General features: G+C 42.0%; 16 protein-coding genes and 1 other annotated feature. Of the genes, 5 read left to right on the top strand and 11 right to left on the bottom strand.

The window, feature by feature from the left end; genetic code table 11:
• The first annotated feature begins 233 nt into the window (after positions 1-233).
• Together GSF08_RS06750 and GSF08_RS06745 are read left to right on the top strand one after the other, a co-directional pair.
• Positions 234-1,172, top strand: coding sequence for a magnesium transporter CorA family protein (locus GSF08_RS06750; protein WP_160625071.1), 939 nt, complete (start codon positions 234-236; stop codon positions 1,170-1,172).
• A 206-nt stretch (positions 1,173-1,378) separates the two neighbouring features.
• Positions 1,379-2,266, top strand: coding sequence for a DegV family protein (locus GSF08_RS06745; protein ID WP_160625070.1), 888 nt, complete (start codon positions 1,379-1,381; stop codon positions 2,264-2,266).
• A 75-nt stretch (positions 2,267-2,341) separates the two neighbouring features.
• Here GSF08_RS06745 and GSF08_RS06740 read toward each other — a convergent pair whose 3' ends face one another.
• From GSF08_RS06740 to GSF08_RS06700, 9 genes are all read right to left on the bottom strand, one after another.
• Entirely contained in the window at positions 2,342-4,954 is a 2,613-nt protein-coding gene (locus tag GSF08_RS06740; protein WP_160625069.1) for a valine--tRNA ligase, read from the bottom strand.
• A gap of 32 nt (positions 4,955-4,986) precedes the next feature.
• Positions 4,987-5,198, bottom strand: a binding site (T-box leader).
• Between the two features lie 58 nt (positions 5,199-5,256).
• A complete protein-coding gene (locus GSF08_RS06735) occupies positions 5,257-5,889 on the bottom strand; it encodes a YczE/YyaS/YitT family protein (RefSeq protein ID WP_160625068.1) in 633 nt (210 codons plus the stop codon).
• Between the two features lie 485 nt (positions 5,890-6,374).
• Positions 6,375-8,975: a leucine-rich repeat domain-containing protein gene (locus GSF08_RS06730; protein WP_160625067.1), complete on the bottom strand. Its 2,601-nt coding sequence runs from the start codon at positions 8,973-8,975 to the stop codon at positions 6,375-6,377.
• A 547-nt stretch (positions 8,976-9,522) separates the two neighbouring features.
• On the bottom strand, positions 9,523-10,230 hold the full coding sequence (locus GSF08_RS06725) for a stage VI sporulation protein D (protein WP_160625066.1): 708 nt from the start codon (positions 10,228-10,230) through the stop codon (positions 9,523-9,525).
• 186 nt (positions 10,231-10,416) lie between these two features.
• Positions 10,417-11,001, bottom strand: a complete 585-nt coding sequence (gene yihA / locus GSF08_RS06720; protein WP_160625065.1) for a ribosome biogenesis GTP-binding protein YihA/YsxC — start codon at positions 10,999-11,001, stop codon at positions 10,417-10,419.
• A gap of 2 nt (positions 11,002-11,003) precedes the next feature.
• A complete protein-coding gene (gene lon, locus GSF08_RS06715; protein ID WP_160625064.1) occupies positions 11,004-13,322 on the bottom strand; it encodes an endopeptidase La in 2,319 nt (772 codons plus the stop codon).
• 60 nt (positions 13,323-13,382) lie between these two features.
• Positions 13,383-14,651 carry a trigger factor gene (tig, locus tag GSF08_RS06710; RefSeq protein WP_160625063.1) on the bottom strand — a complete coding sequence of 423 codons (1,269 nt, stop codon included), beginning with the start codon at positions 14,649-14,651 and terminating at the stop codon, positions 13,383-13,385.
• Positions 14,652-14,696: 45 nt separating this feature from the next.
• A complete protein-coding gene (locus GSF08_RS06705) occupies positions 14,697-15,443 on the bottom strand; it encodes a DUF3196 family protein (RefSeq protein WP_347337987.1) in 747 nt (248 codons plus the stop codon).
• Between the two features lie 95 nt (positions 15,444-15,538).
• Positions 15,539-16,771 (bottom strand): glycoside hydrolase family 25 protein, encoded by a 1,233-nt coding sequence (locus tag GSF08_RS06700; protein WP_160625061.1) that lies wholly within the window; start codon positions 16,769-16,771, stop codon positions 15,539-15,541.
• A 149-nt stretch (positions 16,772-16,920) separates the two neighbouring features.
• Here GSF08_RS06700 and GSF08_RS06695 point away from each other — a divergent pair, with 149 nt between their 5' ends.
• Genes GSF08_RS06695 through GSF08_RS06685 form a run of 3 tightly spaced genes read left to right on the top strand, consistent with a single transcriptional unit; the run spans position 16,921 to position 18,235 of the window.
• The gene (locus GSF08_RS06695) at positions 16,921-17,382 is read left to right on the top strand and encodes a metallophosphoesterase family protein (RefSeq protein WP_160625060.1); all 462 of its coding nucleotides are present in this window, start codon (positions 16,921-16,923) and stop codon (positions 17,380-17,382) included.
• Positions 17,383-17,441: 59 nt separating this feature from the next.
• Positions 17,442-17,996, top strand: a complete 555-nt coding sequence (locus GSF08_RS06690; RefSeq protein WP_160625059.1) for an NUDIX hydrolase — start codon at positions 17,442-17,444, stop codon at positions 17,994-17,996.
• Positions 17,993-18,235 (top strand): DUF3781 domain-containing protein, encoded by a 243-nt coding sequence (locus GSF08_RS06685; RefSeq protein ID WP_160625058.1) that lies wholly within the window; start codon positions 17,993-17,995, stop codon positions 18,233-18,235. The genes GSF08_RS06690 and GSF08_RS06685 overlap by 4 nt, the downstream gene beginning before the upstream one ends.
• A 104-nt stretch (positions 18,236-18,339) precedes the next feature.
• Here GSF08_RS06685 and GSF08_RS06680 read toward each other — a convergent pair whose 3' ends face one another.
• Together GSF08_RS06680 and GSF08_RS06675 are read right to left on the bottom strand one after the other, a co-directional pair.
• A complete protein-coding gene (locus tag GSF08_RS06680) occupies positions 18,340-20,115 on the bottom strand; it encodes a MutS-related protein (protein ID WP_160625057.1) in 1,776 nt (591 codons plus the stop codon).
• A 53-nt stretch (positions 20,116-20,168) separates the two neighbouring features.
• A complete protein-coding gene (locus GSF08_RS06675) occupies positions 20,169-21,794 on the bottom strand; it encodes a M20/M25/M40 family metallo-hydrolase (RefSeq protein ID WP_160625056.1) in 1,626 nt (541 codons plus the stop codon).
• Positions 21,795-21,907 lie beyond the last annotated feature (113 nt).

Raw genomic sequence — 21,907 nt, 5'->3', positions numbered from 1 at the left:
TCAATTCAGATTTTTTAAAACTGACAGTTTTTTACAGTTGTCTTTCGCTTCCGTCTAAACTGTAATTTTTTGATCAATTTGTGAAAGAATAGCTTTGAGGTATGGTATAATGTGAAGCGGTAAAGAAAGTAGGTGATGGCTATGTCCCCTGAGCCCGGGAAACCCTTATCAAAGCTAAATAAACAAGATATTCAGGAGACAACAGCCACGTTCTCCTGAGGAAAGGAGAAAGTATGCTTACTTTTTATAAAACGATTGACAACCGTACTGTGCAGATTGATGAAGCACAGAGCGGCTGCTGGATCAATGCGGTTCATCCGACCGAACAGGAAATCGCATATCTTACCGATACCATCGGTGTCCTTCCGGAATTTGTGAAGGCCTCCCTCGACGAAGAAGAAAGCTCACACATCGACAGCGATGAGGGACAGACCCTTGTCATCGTCGACTATCCAAGTGCCGAGGAAGATGATAATGCAAACGAAAACACGCTGCTTTACACAACCCTGCCGCTGGGTGTTATCATCATGAAGGGATATGTCATTACGATCAGTTTATATGAAAATCTCAATATTGAGGATATGGCCAATGGACGGGTACGCGGCATCCGCACCGACCAGAAAACACGGTTTTTATTATTATTACTGCTGCGCATTTCACAGCGTTTCCTTATCTACCTGCGGCAGATTGATCGCATCTCCTCCCGCACTGAGCGCACCCTGCACCAATCCATGAAGAATAAAGAGTTGATCCAGATGCTCGGCATTGAAAAATCACTTGTATATTTTTCAACCTCCCTGAAAACGGATGAAGTAACCTTAAACAAAATCATGCGGGGAAAATTCATCAAGCTATATGAAGAAGACCAGGAACTATTGGAAGATGTTTTGATTGAAATTCATCAGGCCATCGAAATGTGTAATATTTACTCTAATATTTTATCAGGGACAATGGATGCTTTCGCTTCAGTGATTTCTAACAATTTGAATATCGTTATGAAAATTTTGACGGTTATCACAATAGTAATGGCTATCCCCAATATCATTTTCAGTTTTTATGGTATGAATGTAAAGGGACTGCCGGTACCGGTATGGTGGTTTCCTACGCTGGTCGCGGTGATTGCCTGCGTGATCGCCACGATTATTTTTAAGCATAAGGATATGTTTCATTAACCACGCACAGATCCTGTCAACGACAGGATTTTTTTTCCGGTTGATCCTTTTAAAATCCTGTACAAATTCCAGAAATTGTCTGACTTTTCTCATTCTGCTTTACGTGTAATTTGTGATAATGCATCAAATTTGATATACTTTTATCAAAGGAAGATTTCGTTTTTATTACATTGACTCGCCTCGCGAGTGCAGAAAGGAACAAGAATATGAGCAAATTTATTTTAAGCTGCTGTTCAACTGCTGATTTGTCAAAGGCGCATTTTCAGCAAAGAGATATCCATTATATATGTTTTCATTTTTCCTTAAACGGTGTTGAATACGCCGATGATCTGGGAGAATCCATTCCCTTTGATGATTTCTATAAAAGGATGGCCGAGGGTGCAGATACACAGACTTCTCAAGTGAATATGGCGGAATTTATTGAATATTTTACCCCGTTTTTAGAAGCGGGCAATGATATTCTTCACGTATGTCTATCCAGTGGTCTGTCCGGGGTTATCAACTCAGCCATGCTTGCGAAAGCAGAACTGGAAGAAAAATATCCGAATCGTAAAATCTATATTGTTGACTCACTGGGGGCCTCCTCCGGCTATGGACTGTTGATGGATCAGCTTGCGGATCTGCGTGATCAGGGCATGGGATTGGATGATGTCTATCAATGGGCAGAAACAAACAAGCTGCGGCTTCATCACTGGTTTTTTTCAACCGATCTCACCTTTTATGTAAAAGGCGGAAGAATTTCAAAAACCTCTGGTGCCGTCGGCACAATGCTTGGAATCTGCCCTCTGCTGAATATGGATAAAGAAGGACATTTGGTGCCCCGCTATAAAATTCGCACTAAGAAAAAAGTTATTTCAGCGATTGTCGACCAGATGGAAGCACATGCTGACAAAGGACTGCAATATGACGGAAAATGCTTTATTTCACATTCCGGTTGTTATGAGGATGCCAAAAAAGTTGCGGATCTTATTGAATCTAAGTTCCCTTTCCTAAACGGCAGGGTTGTCATCAATTATGTCGGTACAACCATCGGAAGCCATACCGGCCCCGGTACTGTAGCCTTGTTCTTCTGGGGTGATCCTCGCATTGATTAAGACACAAAAGTTTTCCTGAATCTCCAATATCGCTTAAAAAAGCTGTTATCCATTTGCTTTGGACAACAGCTTTTCTTATTTGCGATACTCGTTCAATTTTGCTTCGACAACTAGATACTGCTTGCGATAGTTTTCCAATTTTTCACGTTCTGCGTTCACCTTTGCTTCCGGTGCTTTATGGATAAAATTCGGGTTGGCAAGCATTCCCTCACCGCGTTTTATTTCTCCTTTTAATTTATTTAATTCTTTGGTTAATTTCGTGATTTCTTCCTCAATGTTAATGACTGATGCCAACGGCACATGTAAAGAACCGCCGCGAATCGGACGAACCACCATTTCCTCATCGCTTGACTGCTCCATCCAGCTTGCATGACACATCTTCATCAAAATAGCTTTTAATTCATCAGTGCCCTTTATCAGCTGCATCGCATCATCATAAACCAGAATAAACACATCAGCACTTGGCTTCATGCCGTATTCAGCTTTGATCGCACGCACTGCTTCAATCATCGTAATCAGCTGACTAACGCTCTCCATCTCATCCTGATCCATTGTTTGATCAACAGCCTTCGGCCATGTTTCAAGATTGATGCTTTCCAAGTGATGCGGCAGCGACAGATAAATTTCTTCGGTCACAAACGGCATAAACGGATGCAGCATCTTGATAATGCCGGACAGTACAACAAGCAGCGTCGATTGAGCAGCTTTGCGGATCGTTTTATCGTCACTTTGTAAACCGGCCTTTGAAAGCTCGATATACCAGCTGCAGAAATCATCCCAGATAAAGCTATACAGTTCATTTCCAACGAGTGCATATTCATATTTCTCCATGTTGGATTCAACATTACTGAGCACTTCATGAAACCGATTTAAAATCCATTTGTCAATGATTGACGGACTCTCGATCTCCAACGATGTTTCATCATCAATCTGCATCTCCACAAAGCGGGAGGCATTCCAGATTTTATTAATAAAATTCCAGCTTGATTCTACTTTTTCTTCAATGTAACGAAGATCTTGACCCGGCGTTGAATTGGTCGTCAAGAAAAACCGCAATGCATCAACGCCATATTTCTCAATCACATCCATCGGATCAATACCATTTCCTAGTGACTTACTCATCTTGCGGCCCTGGGCATCACGAACCAAGCCGTGAATCAAGACATCCTTGAACGGACGATCATGCATGCAGTAACGGGTCTGAAAGGCCATCCGCGCAACCCAGAAAAATATGATATCATAACCGGTCACTAGTACATCATTGGGGAAATAGCGCTTCAAATCCTCGGTATCCTGTGGCCAGCCCAAGGTTGAAAATGGCCAAAGGGCGCTGGAGAACCAGGTATCCAGCACATCTTCATCCTGAATCCAATTTTCCGGATCTTTTGGATCATCCATTCCAACATAGATTTCATGCGTATCTTTATGATACCAGGCAGGGATACGGTGTCCCCACCACAACTGACGGGAAATGCACCAATCCTCGATATTTTCCAGCCACTGCTGGAAAGTCTTTTCGAAACGATTCGGGTAGAAGTGAATTTTCTGATCTTCGATGTTTTGATTTTTCAGCACCTCCGCCGCCAGCGGTTTCATTTTTACAAACCACTGCTTGGATAAGTACGGTTCAACAATTACATCCGTCCGTTCCGAATGACCAACCTGATGAATATGCTTTTCAATATTCACCAAATTCCCGTCACGCTCGATATCTTCAACCAACGCCTTGCGGCATGCAAAGCGATCCATCCCCTGATATTTACCGCATATCTCATTCATCGTACCGTCAGGGTTCATGCAGATGACCTTCGGCAGATCATGGCGTTCGCTGATCTGGAAATCATTCGGATCATGAGCCGGCGTACACTTCATCGCTCCCGTTCCAAAACCGATTTCAATATAATCATCGCCGATAATCGGCAGCTCATCGCCGTTTGCCGGATTGATCGCATGCTTGCCGATCAGATGATTCAAGCGCTCATCATCCGGATGCACAACAATACAAACATCGCCAAACATTGTTTCCGGGCGAGTGGTTGCTACTTCAAAATATTCGCCGGTTTCCACAACCTGATAGCGGAAAGTATACATGGCTCCTTCGATTTCTTTATGAATAACCTCAATATTGGACAGCGCGGTCTTCGCTTTCGGATCCCAGTTGATGATCCGTTCTCCCTGATAAATCAGTCCCTCCTCATACAAATCCACAAATACCTTGCGGACCGCCTTAGAAAGCCCTTCATCAAGGGTAAAGCGTTCCCGCGTATAATCTAATGATAATCCCAGCTTTGACCACTGCTTTCGGATCGTCTGTGCGTATTCCTCTTTCCACTCCCAAGCACGATCCAAAAATTTTTCACGTCCGATATCATAACGGGAAATTCCCTCTCCCTTCAAACGTTCATCTACTTTGGCCTGCGTGGCGATTCCCGCATGATCCATACCGGGAACCCACAGTGCATCAAAACCGCGCATCCGCTTGTAGCGGGTAACGATATCCTGAAGCGTCGTATCCCAAGCATGACCAAGATGCAGTTTCCCGGTGACATTCGGCGGCGGTATTACAATACAGAATGGATCCTTACTTTTATCTCCCGCAGTAAAATATCCCTGTTCAACCCATGTTTTATAATGTGATTTTTCAACCTGGTGATGGTCGTATTTGCCAGCCATTGTCTTTTTTTCCATATGCTTATCTCCTTCCATAAAAAAAGCGCCCTCCAAAGGACGCTTGCACGTGGTACCACCTTATTTTGCATATCCCAAATGTATATGCCTCAAGTACATAACGCCGTACTGTGCGGATGCCTCTACTGCAGCGTTCAAAGCATCTACTCCCAGACTACCTTCCATAGTTCCCGCTGCTTTCTTACACCATCCGAAAGCTCTCTGTAAGCAGTAAGTATGTACTCCTTCTGTTCATCGTATGTATGTCAAACATTATAATCAAAATTTTATGGGAATGCAATAGCTGCTCCTAAATTTCATCTTCATGAAGCACATTTCAAGAGTTTTTTAAAACTGGTTATCAATAATCCGGTTGTTAAACAAGCAATGATGGTACCCACACCAGCTACGCCCCCCATCATCATCCCGCCAACCACAAAAATCACATCGACCATGGTTCGTACAAACGGATACGTGAATCTGCTTTTTTCTACGATCCCATTCACGGCCGCATCAATCGCATGGATACCACTGTCTGCCTTAATCATAATCGCAAAACCAAAGGCAAAGAATAACTGCGCTATACCAATTGCCAGCAGTTTGATAAACAGACTTTGACTGCCTAAGGATAAGGAAGCTACTGGTGCTCCCGCAAGATCAATGAAAAAGCCGATCAATAACGCATAGAGTATCGTTTCTAATCCCACCGCTTTGCGATTGACTAACATGGCAATGATCAAAATTGTTATATTACAAATACGGCTGCCATTGCCTAAGGATGTATGCAATATTTGACGCACCCCATCCAACAATACGGTCAAGGTGTCAGAACCGATGTTACACTCGACAAAGATGCAGACACCAAAGCCTGCAAGCACCATGGATAAAAGCATTGCCGCAAGCCCTGGCAGTGAAATCATCTGCTTCGATTGTTTCATTTCTCGCTTATCGCCCATTCTCTTAGCTCCGTTTCCATCATCCGATCCCTGTCATTCTATCATGGGCAAACGCATAAGACAACCAGTCCTTACGCATCATATGAGCATGACCATGGAGTTCGCTCGCATATACACCACTATGTATCTATATTGCCTTCTTAGAATGGTGATCCTGCTTTGCCATCTGTTTAAAAGCAAGCATCCTCCCCTTTTTAAAACAAAATCTACAGCTGATGAAATTGATCAAAACAATTTATTTCTTTCTTTTGAAAAAAACCATTTCACCAAGGTTGTCATATATTGTCATCCACTTATATAGAGTACCTTCTCACATATCTATACATATTTGCATTGTTTCTCGCTTATACAGTCTTCTACTGCTTTAATTTTCTGTTCTAATATATATTTGCTTTTTTCCCATTAGAAAAGATCCCTCCTTTCGTATCCAACGTATTATTAATTTCCGTTGTCTGCTTAGAGGGATCATCACGAAAATTTACAGACTATAATTTCTTTTTATGTCGATTCATCATGATTAAATTCAAGGCAACAAAACTTGCTCCAAATAATAAGATGAGTCCATATCTATTGGTACTGTCCCCTGTATTCACATCAGGCTTATGTGTTATCGTCGTATTATCATCAATAGGTCTTTGAACCATAAAACGTGTTTCAACCTTTGTATTTCCATATACAAATTGCAATACATGCCATCCCTCATCAAGCCCATTTAAATAATTTTCTTTCAAAGTCAGGATTGTACTTCCCGATTCAAGAATATAATTTTTTTGATCAAGAGAATTTCCATCTATGTACACTCCTGTTAAATTGGGAAGCAAACCACTGCATACAAACACCATATTTTTTCCGCTATTTATAATATATATCGTATCTGTTTCTTCAATTTTAACTTGTGGCTGTATAATTTCAAAACGAACATTCATCTCTAATCCTTCATAATTTGCAGTTTCTTGAATATATGCTTTCATATACCAAATTCCGGCTCTATTAGGTTTTTGACTCGTATAAAGACCATCTTCTTTGTCACTGTACTGATAAATAACAGCATTTGTACCAAAAGCAGCCTTTGCCTGAGGGACAGCACCATTAACACCATAAGTCCAATTATCTAGACTTGGATTTTGAATCCAGTGATTTTTAGCTTGATGAATTTGAAACTTTGTTGGTTGACTTTCTAATCCTTTATACTCATCTGTATCATGTAAAATAGCTTTGACATACCATGAACCCGCTTCAGTAGGAATGTCCTCACTATATGTACCATCTAGTGTATTACTATAAACATAATGAACATCCTTGGTTCCTATTGCTGCTTCTATGGTTGGTGTCTTTGCCTTTTCACCATATGACCAATCGTCAATCTTCAAAGATGAAGTCCATGCATTAATCGTAAACATAACCGGGTCGCTTTCCAATCCCGCATATGTTGTAGCTCCAGTTACCGATGCCTTGACATACCATGTTCCAGCAGTATTGGGTATCTCATCATGATATTCACCATTGGCTGTTTGAGCATATTGATATTTTAATGTATTATCTCCAAACCATGCGCTGGCCTTAGGTTGCTGGGGTGTTTCCCCTACTCGCCAATTTTCTATTGATAATGGTGTCTTCCAGTCATTGATTCCTCTGAATATAATACCAACTCTCATTGTTTTATTAGCAAACCCACAATCAATATCATAGTAAAAATAATATCCCATTCCAATGCTAGTAATGACAGTTCCTTCTAATGTATGATAAGCAGCGGTTGTATCAGCTTGTGTAATATTATCACTATTAATATGTTCATCCAATGTATGTAAATCAAACACATTCCCATGATCCAAATAAATATCTCCTAATTGTTGAGTTCCAAGACTTAATGAAGTTAATTTTGTGCAGTTAGACATGTCCATATACCGTAATTGATTGCTACCACACCAAAATTGTTTCAATGAAATGCACGCACTTACATCTAATGTTTTAAGTTTATTCGTTTGACAAAATAAAGTATCTAATTTTGTAAGATTGCCAACCGTTAAGGTTTCTAATTCATTTGTATAACAATAAACCGTAGTCAAATTGGGATTATGACTGATGTCAAGTGATTTTATTTTATTATTTGCGCATTCAAAATCTTCTAACAATACATTTGTCTTTATATCCAAAGATTCAATTTTATTCACACTACAACGCAAGAGTTTCAATTTTATATTATTTTTAACATCAAGTGCTGTAAGTTGGTTATTCTCACAATACAAATCTGTCAAAAGTGGATTATTATCAACATTCAATTCAGTAAGATTGTTATAAGAACAATATAAATAATCCAAATTGATATTTTGTGATAAATCCAAACTTGTGAGTTGATTTTTAAAACACTCTAGCATTTCAAGTTTTGTGTTTTTTGACAAATCCAGTTTATTCAACTCTTGATATGAACAATACAAATGGGTTAACTCTGTAAAGTATTCAATACCATCTAAATTTTTAATTGTTCCATGCTGAGGAAGGCTTATCATGATTACATTTCTTCGTTCGGAAGGTGTTAATTTTCCATCACTGCCATAGCTTTGACTTTTTATCCAAGCTCGAAATTCCTCATCCGGAAAACTTGTTTCATCAATAATAAGATCCTCAGTATCTCCTATTTCCCTAGAACTATAAGTTTGTATCTGTGAAATAGATGTACTTTTATCAGATGATTTAATATCAGAAGTTTCTTCTTGAATTTCTGTAATTGTATCCTCAAATTCAACACTTTCTTCTTGTTTAGGATTCTCTGGATTTGCTTCATGATCATTTTGGACATAATACACAATAATTTTATATGTTCCATTTTCATGAATTGTCGTTTCTAATGATTGTCCAGCTACTCTTTGTTCACCATCTTTTTGAATAGCAACAATCGTATAACCGTCCTTTACAACACCTTTCCATGAAACATCAACAGATGTTCTATCTTCATTTACAGCATGATCAATAAGAAGATCTACTACAGAATTCCCATGAATAATGATTTCAAATCCTTTAACACCAGAAATTAATATAAATAATACTAATATCCCACTCACCAAATACTTTATAATTCTTTTTTTCATTTTCTCCTCTTATCCTCCCTTTTTATTTCTCAGCATAGATAATTCATATGCATTCTCCCTCTTGTTTATTAAGGTAAACTTTGATAGGTATCATGCAGGAGCGTCTTAAAGCAAAAAAAAAGACTATAATTGTATATCTATTATATGTAAAAAGGGAATTTAAGAAGAGTCTATAATTGTTTACCTTTATAGACAAATGCTGTGTTGTAATCCTTCTTGATAAGAATATAACAATTACCACCACTTGTCAAATTTTAACATGCCAATTTCCCAGTTGCGGAAAGTGAAAAGTTAAGATCCGGAATAAACATAAAGAAAATGAAATAAATCACTCATAAATTGAATATAAAATTTAGTCTTTTAACCGTGTGATATATTTAAAGACAGAATAAAAGTGTTCATTGATAAACATTATCATTATGATAAAACAGTAAAAAAGTGATAGTACCTTTATGCTTGATACTATCACGATCTATGCAATCATAGTATGAATTGAGTTTACTCAAAATTATTTACACGCGCAACCTCATAGACACTTTGATTCAATCTATTTCGTTACCGTTTCTTTTTCTTGACTTCCTTGTCCAAACGGCAAGACAACCAGCGTCTTAGGAAATATATCCTTATTGCGGTTTGTATTGCGAAGGACACTTTCATCAACTTCATAACGCTGCGCAATCGACGCATACGTATCATCCGGTTTCGCAACGATCATTCGATATGAAGTATATACGCTGTCCGTCCCTTCAAACAGATCCTCCAGCTCGCTGATATCAGTCGGCTCAGCTGATGCCGACTGCTCCTCATCCTGATCAATGGATTTCGTCAAAGGCGGCTCTTCAGCTATGGTCGGCGCCTCCGCAATCGGTTTTGATTGCGGCTGTGAAGCCGGAGCTTCACTGACCTCCACCGGCTCATTTACTTTACTGTCTTCTTTCAGCCCGTGGATACCCATTTGCACCAATAGATGAATCCCGTCTTCACTTGGAGTTCCTTCATATTTCATAACTTCCAGATCAAATGTTTCCTTCGGCATCAGTTTTTCATGTGGTGCCAATACATCCATATCCAAAACTTCTTGAAACGGTTTCTGTTCTCCTTCATGCAAATACTGTCCTTTGATGTAAAGCGGTCCTACCGCACGAATGCCGTCTTCTTCCTTATTGTATTTAAGAGCTTCACTGACGTGCAGATTCACCACCTCATCAACTGTATCATGAAGATGCAGATTTTTTTCTATACGCATTGTTTTCATAAGATTCCTCCTATGATTATCTATGCTTTTTCAGTTTCTTTTATGCCTGTATTCCCTTTTTATACTTATGATGCAGCTATGTGCGCTTGCCTTATCAGCATCTGCTGCTTCTATAAAACAGCATGAAGTCTGTTTGAATATCTAAATTATCAAAAGAAAAACACATAGCTTCATAAACTATGTGTTCTAATGGAGCATTTCCAGCAGCGCATCCCACACCTCATCAACGCCGAGCTTGGTTTCGGCTGAAAACGGAATTAATTTTTCCTCATCACGCAGACATAATGTTTCCTTGATCACTTTCAGATTGTGCTGACGCTGCGATGGTTTTACTTTATCATACTTTGTCGCTGCTACTACAACCGGAAGATCGTAATAACGGACAAAGTCGATCATCGTCAGATCATCTTCAGTCGGTTTATGCCGGGCATCCACAATCAACAGCAATCCCCGCTTCTGCATGCGTTCATTGAAATAGTCTTCCATCATTTCACCGAAGCGAATGAGCTGCTGCTTAGAAATATTGGCATACCCATAGCCGGGCACATCGACAAACATGTATTGATCATCCAAATTAAAGAAGTTCAATAATCTTGTTTTACCGGGTGTATTTCCGACATAAGCAAGCTTTTTACGTCCGGTCAGCGCATTGATCAGCGATGATTTCCCGACATTGCTTCGTCCGGCCAGCACAATTTCCGGAAGCTCGGTCTGTGGCCACTGCACCTTGGACGCAGCGGATATCACCAATTCCGCTTTTTGAAACTGCATGACTATTTACTCAGTGCGATATCCAGAACCTGAGACACGTTGTCTACCGGCACGAAGTTCACACTTTCCTTTACGATCGATGGAATCTCATCGATATCCTTAACATTGCCTTTAGGGATCACGACCGTTTTAATGCCACAGCGGTGAGCCGCCATCGACTTTTCTTTCAAGCCGCCGATTGGAAGAACATTGCCGCGCAGTGTGACTTCACCGGTCATTGCCAGATCCGCATGAACCGGGCGATTGCTGAGTGAGGATACCAGCGCCGTGGTAAGAGTAACTCCGGCACTCGGACCATCCTTTGGCACCGCTCCCTCCGGCACATGAATATGAATATCATTATTTTCGAAGATATCTGATTTAATCTTATATTTTTTAGCATTCGCACGAACATAATCGTATGCAATCGTCGCGCTTTCCTTCATGACATCGCCAAGCTGGCCGGTAATGACCAGTTTGCCCTTGCCGTCAAAGTGTGTAACCTCGATCTGCAGCACATCACCGCCGAAGCTGGTATAGGCAAGTCCGGTGACGGTTCCCACCTGATCCTTCTTCTCCCGCTTGCCATAGTCGAACATTTCGTTGCCCAACCATTCACGGCAAAGCTTTTTCGTGAGCTTTATAGATTTCTTTTTATCCTTTAATATCGCCAATACACTCTTGCGGCAGACTGTCGCAATCGTACGCTCCAGCTGACGCACTCCGCTTTCCCGCGTGTAATAGCGAATCAAATATAACAGCATGTCTTCATCGATCTTCAACTGAGAGGCCTTTAAGCCGTTTTCTTTTAACTGCTTCGGCACCAGATGACGTTCGGCAATCTTAACCTTTTCAACTTCCGTATAAGAGGAAAGATTGATGATTTCTAAACGATCACGCAATGCCGCGGGAATATCTTCCAGATAATTGGCAGTTGCGATAAACAGCACCTTAGAAAGATCATAGGTTTCTTCTAAATAATGATCAGAGAACAAAGAATTCTGCTCCGGATCCAATACCTCCAGCATCGCACTGGCCGGATCTCCCTTGTAATCTGATGCCATTTTATCAATTTCATCAATCAGAAATACCGGATTGATCGTACCGGCCTTTTTCATGCCCTGGATAAAACGTCCCGGCAGCGAACCCAAATAGGTTCTGCGATGACCGCGGATCTCGCTTTCATCCTTGACTCCGCCTAATGAAATTTTCACAAATTTACGGTTTAACGCACGGGCAACCGATTTTGAAAGTGAAGTCTTACCGACCCCCGGAGGACCGACTAAACAAAGAATCGGCGCCTTCAGTGAATTGGTCATCTGCTTCACTGCCAAATATTCCATGATGCGGGTTTTTACTTTTTCCAAGCCATAGTGATCCGCATCCAATACCTCAGCCGCATGGTTTAAGTCTTCCTCATCTTCGGTTTCCTGCCACCAAGGCAGCTTCAGCAGCCAATCCAGATATGTTTTAATAACCCCGGATTCCCCCGATGCGGCTGGCAGCATTTCATAACGCTGCAGCTCTTCGCGAGCCTTTTCCTTTACGTACTCCGGATAAGGATGATCCTCGATCTGCTTGCGCATTTCATCAATATCGCTGTCCTGATCCGGTACATCACCGAGTTCTTCTTTGATCGCGCGCAGCTTCTCACGCAGATAGTATTCCTTTTGACTTTCCTCGATGCGGGTTTTTACTTTTTCATTGATCCGATTCTCAATCTGAGAAAGCTCCTTTTCACTTTCAATTTCCTGCAATATCAGAAGCAGCCGGTCATTGACGCCCAGCGTTTCTAACAGTTCCTGACGCTTCTCCAGCGACAGCGGGAATAACTGTGATACCTGATCGGCCAGCTGTGGCGCGGATACGCCCTTAGCCAGCTCGTTGATCATCTCTTTCGGCAGATGCTGATTGATAATATCAATTTCTTCAAACTGATGAGCGATCCGGCGCACCAAAGCAATTTCCTCTTTCGGATTCTGCATGACATCTTCCATGAGTTCAATGTCAGCACTCATCATCGTATCATCGTTAATCAGAGTCTGGATCGATGCTCTTTTTACACCGCGGAATTTTACGCGCAGATAGCCCTCCATACGGCGCACATGCTTGATTACACAAAGCGTTCCGAAGCCGAAGATATCCTCAGCCTTAGGATCTTCCATCGCAACATCCTTCTGTGCTACTAAAACTACCGTATTATCAAAATGAAGCTGTGCTTCCTCAACCGCCTGCATGCTTTTGGTGCGTCCCACATCAATGGATATTTCCTGATTTGGGAACACGACTACACCCCGTGTGCAAACCACTGGATACTGCATTTCCAAATTTTTTTCTTCCATTCTTAAACACTCCTTTCAAAAGCCTAAAAAAGACGCAGGAAGCGTCTCTTTCATTCCTTACTAAGCTTTTACCAGATCCATCGCTTTACGGATTTCTAAATCGTAGGCGATTGCATTATGATCCAGCAGCTCTTTGATTTTCTCCACTTCCATGTGGTAATTCTCGGCAAGTTTTGTATATTCTGCTTCTACTTCTTCATCACTTACTTCAATACCTTCCTTGGCAGCGATTGCTTCCAGAACCAGTCGTACATTGACTTTCTGTTCCGCATCTTTTCCCAGCTCAGCACGAATTGCTTCCTGGCTCTGCCCGGTGATCTGCTTGAACTGATCCAGTGAGAAGCCCTGTGACTGCAAACGCTGAGCAAAATCATTTACCAGACGATCTGTTTCATCATCGATCATGATCTGCGGAATTTCAACCTTGCTGTTTTCACAGATTTTCGTCAGAATATCATTGGTATATTTTTCTTCTGCCTGATTCGTCTTAGCTTCTGTTAACTGCTTTTTAAGATATTCTTTATATGCTTCCAGAGTTTCAACATCCTTGATTTCAGCCTGTTTTACCAGTTCATCATCCAGTGCCGGAAGCTCTTTCTTTTTGATTTCGTGTACGGTTACTTTGAATACCACCGGCTGGCCAGCTAATTCTGCTGCCTGATATTCGGCCGGGAACGTCACATTGATATCCTTCGTTTCATTTGCTTTCATACCAACCAGCTGTTCTTCAAAGCCAGGGATGAAAGAACCAGAACCGATCACCAGCGGATAGCTTTCTCCTTTACCGCCTTCAAAAGGAACATCATCTTTAAATCCTTCAAAATCAATGACCGCAGTATCACCGTTTTCAACTGCTTCGCCTTCTTCTTTGACAACCAGCTCAGCAAATTTTTCCTGCAGCTTCGCTGCTTCTTCCTCAACTTCTTTCGCGGTAACTTTTACTTTATCTTTCTTCACATCCAGGTTTTTATACTCACCCAGCGTAACCTCTGGTTTTACCGTGATTGCGAAAGTCAGCACAACTTCATTTTCATCGATTTTCTCGACTCCCAGCTCCGGGCGTGCAATCATCTGCAGCTCGTGTTCTTTCACACCGTTCATCAGTGCTTCTCCGGCTACTTCATCGATCGCTTCCATCAGGATATTCTGTTTGCCGACGTGCTTCTTCACCATGTTCAAAGGTGCCTGTCCTTTACGAAAGCCTGGCAGATTTACTTTCTGCGCCAGTTTCTTAAATGCTTTATCCTGTGCTTTCGTCCAGGTTTCGCCGTTTACGGTTGCTTTTAATTCACCTTTTGATTTTTCGTTTAACTGCCATGTTGAACTCATTGTTCGTTCCTCCTAGTAACTGCTTTTATGCATGTATCTGTTTTCTTATTCCATGTCATGCTTATTTAATAATAATTCATAACCACTGCTTTGCGCAAGTGCTTTTTCCGCAAGAAATTTCTCAAATGCCGGCTGCTCGCCGTATGCATAAAAGACATACTTTACTGCCGCCAAAGCGATCAACTGACTTTCATCTTCATCAATGTTGAACGGAAGCTTCAGATAAGCCTCTTTTACCAAGGTTTCCACACACATCATCGCAAAGCTCGGATTGTCATTCTCAAACCATTCGCGAATCCATGCGACTGCCTGCAGGGCTCCGTCACTTTCCATCGGCATTTCCACAAAGCCAGGATCAAAGGTGATTTCCATCCCCTCATAATCCATTTTCAGCTCTCCGTGTACCTGCTGATCAATCAGTGCTTCTACCAGTAATGATCGTACCAGATAATGCGGATTCCCGCAAAAATAATGCTCAATGATCGGCAGATGACGACGGATATTGCTGGATTTCAGCACCTCCACTGCCGCAAACTGTTCATCGAGCGTACCGGATAAAAGATCTTCCAGATCTTCTTCCGTGTATGTTTTCTGCGGTTTCTGCATTTCGAGCTGCTGCCGGCATTCATTATACAGGGCGATGATCTTTTCTTCACTGTCCTTGGGAATATATGGCATCCGCAATTCTTCTTCCAATAAATCATACGCTTCCTGCACCTTGTTTTCTACGAGCAGTGCATCACATTTTGATAGTATTTCTTGATAGTAATCCATGCATGACTCCTTTTTCACAAAAGCCTTTTACTAATATAGCATAAACATAGTGATTATGCAAGAAAACAGGGGCTTTTTCCCCTGTTTCTCAATGTCTTATCATCTGTATTTTTTTACGATACCAAAATTAGATTATCAGTGTTTACGGCAGTGTTGATAGAAGATAAAACAGCGCGTTTTCCCTGAAGCTCGGTGACCTTATATGTGTTGTCATAGACAAAGGAAGCGAGCGCGGTACCATTGTAATCCAAAGCGCCCGGTTTGATCTTCACCGTTGAGCCAACACGGATCATCTGTGGCACCCCGGCTTGCGAACGCTTTAGATTGTTTGTTTTGAACGCAGTATTCAAGCCTGCCCCAAGCACTGCCCGTTCACCATTCAGCTGAATGATCGGATAAGATTTGTTGATAACGTCCGGCAGCAGGGGAACACCATCATAGGAAACCGGTCGAATCGGCGTTACCATTTCTCCGACATGAAAAGCTGTCGGGGAATCAGAAGCTACAATCACGCCATCATTAACCCAGCCCGATCCATTATTCAGCAGATAGGGATTACGATGTCCGCTCAAAATTTTCGTGATCGTTCCTCCGGTAATGCTGGGTTTTAATTTTTCTGTCGAATCGCTCGACGTATAGATGCCGTTGATCGTCACATAGTCATGCAGCTGATATTTTGTCGGCGGTTCGGGAAGCGGATCAGGTGTGCTGCCGCCGTTATTACCATAACCGTTCAATCCGGCCTGCTTTATAATTTCCGGATAATTTCGATATGAGATATCCATATCCACCCGTCCGCTGATCCCATTCACAAGACCGCTGCTGGTATACTGCCACAAGCCTCCAAATTCATTTCCATAGGTCGGTGTGGCCGCCCATTGCGCCAACCATTTATCATACTTCGCCAATTCACTGAGATTCAATAGATTCTGAAATGTGTAGAGGTTCGCATAAATACCGGTATAATAACCGGCTGCTTCCACGATCGAGCAAAAGGTCTCTACAATCTGTGTTCGCTGCTGGGTTGTAAGGGGCCGCTGAGAATCATCTTCAAAATCCATATAGACGGGATATGCAAATCGATAACCGCGGATCGTCGAAAGAAAATTTTCAGCCTCCTGCTTTGCCAGCTGAACCGTTGTCGCATAAGAATACCAGTATACACCAACCGCCATTCCCGCAGCCTCGGCATTTTTCATATTCTGATCAAATTTACGATCTTTTCTTCCTTGCGGAAAGGATCCGAATCCGGCCCGTATGATCGCGAACTGAATGCCGGCTGCCTTAACGCCGGACCAGTTGATATCTCCTTGAAACTCTGATACATCAATTCCTGAATATGCCATACATCATCCTTCCTTCCTGTACCTCGATACATTCCACCGTATGCCGAAGATTTACTGCCCGTACTGCATATTTGCCTGTCCTTTTAAATTGTTTGCTTTTTCTTTTATAATATTGTCATTTTTGGTATGATAATACTAGGTGATGTTTTATGAAATGTTTAGTTGTCAGCGACAGTCACGGACGCAGTGATCTTGTCAACAAATTAATCGATCAGTACCATAGTGAGGTCGATGTGATGATTCACTGCGGCGATATTGAAGATTATGCGGAAAATTTTCCGGAAATGATGGTTGTAGCCGGAAACAATGATATTTTTTATGATTTGCCGGATTCGCTGATCGTCCCCTTTGGAAAGCATCGGATCCTGGTTGCGCACGGCCATCAGTTTGCCTATATGCGGCGGGTTGAGAAGCTGGCCGAGGCAGCCCGTAAAAATAACTGTGATATTGTGTGCTTCGGACATACGCATGTTGCCGATATACAGACTATCCATGGTGTACTGGTAGTCAATCCCGGTTCACTTTGGCGAAGCCGCGATGGACGGGGACCAAGCTATGCCCTGATTGAAGACAACGGCAAAGCGTTAGAAGCAAAACATATTTTTCTATAATGCGTGCATGCACGCATTTTCTTAAATTTGATAACAATGAAGGAAGCGGAGGGATAGAAATGGAAATTAAACAAAAATCAGAATTGCTCTATGACGGTAAAATTATCAAGGTAACCAAAGATCATGTCATCATCGAGGACAATCAATCATCAGCGCTCAGAGAGGTGGTACGACATCCCGGCGGAGTCGGTATCCTGGTGATCGATCAGGGAGATATCCTGCTGATTCGTCAATTTCGTTATGTCATTGGGAAATCCCTTTATGAAATACCGGCAGGCAAGCTGGAAAAGGGAGAAGATCCCATGCGCGCTGCACATCGTGAGCTGGAAGAAGAAACCGGCTATCAATGCAAAAGACTGGTTAAAGTCTGTACCATGCTTCCCTCACCCGGATTTCTCGATGAACAGGTCACAATCTATGAAGCAGAAGAACTGTATCAGCCGGATAAACCACTGGAAATGGATGAAGATGAACGAATCACCCTGCATCGCTTTTCCTTTAACGATGCCTATCATATGATCCAAAACGGTGAAATTACCGATGCAAAAACAATCCTTGCGATTCAGCATGCGCTTTTAAAAGCTTCCTATGAAAGAAGGGATACTGTATCATGACGACAGAGCTGATTCAAAATATTGACCGGCTGCATACAACACCGCTCGGAATCATCCGGATTCAACAAAATCTTTCCATGAAAACAGATGATATGGCAGCTTGGTGCAAAGTACAAATCCAAAAGGAACAGGCATTGATTACCCGTAACGGAAAAAACTGGTATATTGAAATAGATGACAATATTTTTACCGTCAACGCGAGCAGCTACACCATCATAACCGCACATAAAAGAAAATAGTCCATAGTGATCGGATGATATGAGTACCGATCACTGCTGACTATTTTTTTATCTTTATGATGTTATTTGTCAAAGATGAGTGAATCTTTTTTTATAACGCAAGCTTAGTCGATGATTCCTGCCATTCGCATCAGCTGCCGGGCGTTGGTTGTTTGACATCGGCCTTTTCTGAGCAGATAATCAAAGCGGATTTCATTATCCTCATAATATTCACGAAAATGCATATTGCATGCCTGGATCATCGGATCATCCTCCAGCATACAGAGTTCAAAATCATGCGTTGAAACAAAGGTCATCACCCATGGCTGATGAAGTCGTTTCACAGCCTCCTGTGCGCCGATGATGCGATCGGCACTGTTGGTTCCCTTAAAGATTTCATCAATCAGAACCAGCATCGGCTCTTGCTTCTCCATTGCCTGCATCATCGTTTTGATACGTAGAATTTCCGCATAGAAAGTGGATATACCCTGATCGACATTATCTTCTACTCGCATTGAAGTATAGATATTCATCATCGGTGAGATCCATTCCTTCGCACATACGAATCCGCCGGCATTAAACAGCGTCATATTTAATCCGATCGTTCTTAAAAAGGTTGTTTTTCCAGACATATTGGATCCGGTTATCACACAGGTACCGCCGGATAATGTAAACGTATTGCCAACTGCTTTTCGCTCATCCAGCAGCGGATGTACGGCATTTGTAAATGATAGCTTTGGATTTTCACCCATAGTTGGTACACAGACATCATCCCGCACCAGGTTCAGCATGGACAACGACAGCAACGCTTCCATGTTTCCGGCAGCCCGCAGCCATGCTTCTAATTGTTTTCCGTAATGACGCTTCCATGCTTCATACATGGATACAAACTGGAAATCCATCAGAAAAAATCCCGATCCGATCAAATAGGTAATATCGTTGTTGCGGGCATTCGCAAAGCCGATCAGCGTTGAAAACTTTTTGACTGCCAAGGTCGCACCAAAGACTGCGTCATGCAGTTCTCTAAGATACTGGCTGGAAAAGGATTCCAGCTCAATACTGCGAAACATACGTTCGTAAGTATCCATCAGTGACTGTGTATGTGACAGCAGGGTCAAACGTTCATCACAGCTTTTCCTCAGCAGCATCGCCAAGGCAGCCTGTATGACAAACCAGGCGAATAACCACGGCCAGGCAAGTGTTCCAAGTATTGCAAAGACAAATAAGACCAGCATGATCGTCGGTCCCAAAAATCGAATCATACGGCAAGCAGCAGATTGGGGCTTCATGTTTTTTGACGCATCGACAATTTTATACATTGTCGTTTCTTGAATCTTGCTTCGATGGGCAAAAATTTTGCTGCAGGTCATAAATGCCCGGGAAAATTCCATATTTTGCGAAAGTTCGACAACTGCATCCTGCCGTTTTTTCCATTGGGTGATATTTGAAGCCGGCTGTTTCAGCCATTGCGCAAATTCCCTGCGGCCATAAGGTGTAGCAGCACAGCATAAATACTGATAAAGGGAAGCATGTCCAAAAATATCCAAGTCCTTTGCCGCAAGATCATCTGTTTCGACAAACGCACTACCGTCCTCTTTAAAATCTGTCCATTCATGATTTTTACGCTTTTTGATATCCTGCAAAACCTCAAGCTTGCATTCCCGGTAAAACAGCCCTTTTTTAATCGTATCATGATACACGATCAATCCAATAAAAACCAACAGCAACATTACTGCTGATGCATACCAGATCGTCTGCAGCTGATAACCACCGATAAAGCTCAATATCATTGAGATAAAAACAAGAAAACGCAGCAGTGCAACCACTGTGCGTTTTTTTCGATAATAAGCGCAGCTGCTCTTTAGCTGCTTCATTTCTGCCTCTAAAACTGAACCATCCATATCTTCACCATCATTTCGTATCTATTATAGCCAGATAGATGACCAGATACAAGTCATGATTCACTCAGATACCGCACCAGCTTCAACAGTAACACCGGGGCTTTCTCCATACTATATTCCAGATCGATACGTTCCGTATACTTGTGTGGATCCTTTCCCAGCGGCCCAAAATTCACAAAATCAATATTTAAGTCGCGTATTTTCTGAAGCGGCACTTCATAATGAATACCCCATAGCGGGAAATTCTTTGTCAATGAATCGATATCTACCGGTTCTCGAAGCGATAAATAAGACATATCTGTCAGACCGTTGAAACAGTCATTGATGTGATAGGTTTCCTGAATTGCTTCTCCATCACGGACGATTCGCTCACACGCTTTTCTAAGCACCGCATCTTCATGAAGAAATCCACTGTGCGGATAATACGGCGGTGTAAAAGACAGAATGATGATTGGGTTGCGGTCATCTAAAAAAGTATGTGCTTCCTGCACGACCGCCAAGCTCATTTTTCTTAAATCATCATTCTTTAATTGTTTTATAAATGTCTGCATGTGGGTGACGAATGTCTGACCGTGCAGCTGTTCACAGCGCTGATACAGCTGCTGATAAGTCATCACATTCACCGGATATTCATTGATAGGAATATGCTTTCCAACCTTCTTTAAGGCTGCATGATGATATTCGATACGCTTTTTTAACACCGCCGCAAACGCATCCTCGGCCAAATCGATCAGCTCTTTCATGATGACATCCGGGGTTTTGGATAAAGTCATTAAATTGAAATAACAATATGCATCATAAGGTGTCTGCACGGAATAATTGGTCTTGCAGTCGCTCTGCTTCAAACAGGTCGGCGCCGGCGTTTCATAGCCTTTGGCAGTATCAATGAAATTGGGATCCAGCTCCATTCGCTCCACGATTGCGGAACACAGTGTATTCGGATTCAATCCAAAATACGGATCGCCGACATGTGTTTCTTTTCCGACACAGTAGAATAACGGCATGATTTTCCCGGCAGCACCGATGAACATCCGTTTGCCGTTCATACATTTATCCGGTGAAATATCCGGTTCCGATACGATGCAGTGCTCGATCTTTACATTATGTTTCCGCTGATAAGCCAATAACTGCGGCACCGCTGCCAGCATGCCCATGGAATTTCGTTCCTCATCCGGCACGCTTACCAGTAATACATTTGCTTCTGCTTCATCAGGGTGTTCTGCGAAATGAAAGAGCACCTCCATATCCGCAGCTAACCCCCATTTCATATCACATACTCCCCGCCCAAACAGATAATGACTGCTTTCAAGATCTGCCTGACTCTCCTCATCCAGATGGACCTTTCCCTTTTTTAAAAAGTCTTCATATGCGATCGGATCAAAAGCATATGGTTTACCCGCTCCGTACTCATCAATCGCAACCACATCAAAATGAGACAGCAGAAGAATTGTTTTTTCGGTCTTCCGCTCACATTCGTAGCGCGCAAAAATATAGCTCTCTTTTTCCGCAGCTTGAGGAATGGTAAAGATATCAATGAAATCGGGATGTTTTTGAAAATATGCGTGTTCCATCAAGCACGCTCGAATCGTATCCGGCATTGCTCTCTCACCATCGCTGCCGGAAATGCTCGGTACTGCACAAAGCTTAAGCAAATGATCAAAAATTCTTTGTTTATTCATTTTCTGCTTCACTCCTGACAAATTCCATTATAATACAAACTGCCGCATATGGAATATCAATTTCTGATTTATGAGCTGACATCATCTCCCATGCCTTGACATCCTGTTATATC

Source organism: Copranaerobaculum intestinale (assembly GCF_009831105.1).
In the GTDB taxonomy this organism is placed as follows: domain Bacteria; phylum Bacillota_I; class Bacilli_A; order Erysipelotrichales; family Erysipelotrichaceae; genus Copranaerobaculum; species Copranaerobaculum intestinale.
The sequence above is the reverse complement of the archived record's forward strand: the minus strand, read 5'-3'. Positions and strand labels throughout refer to the sequence as shown.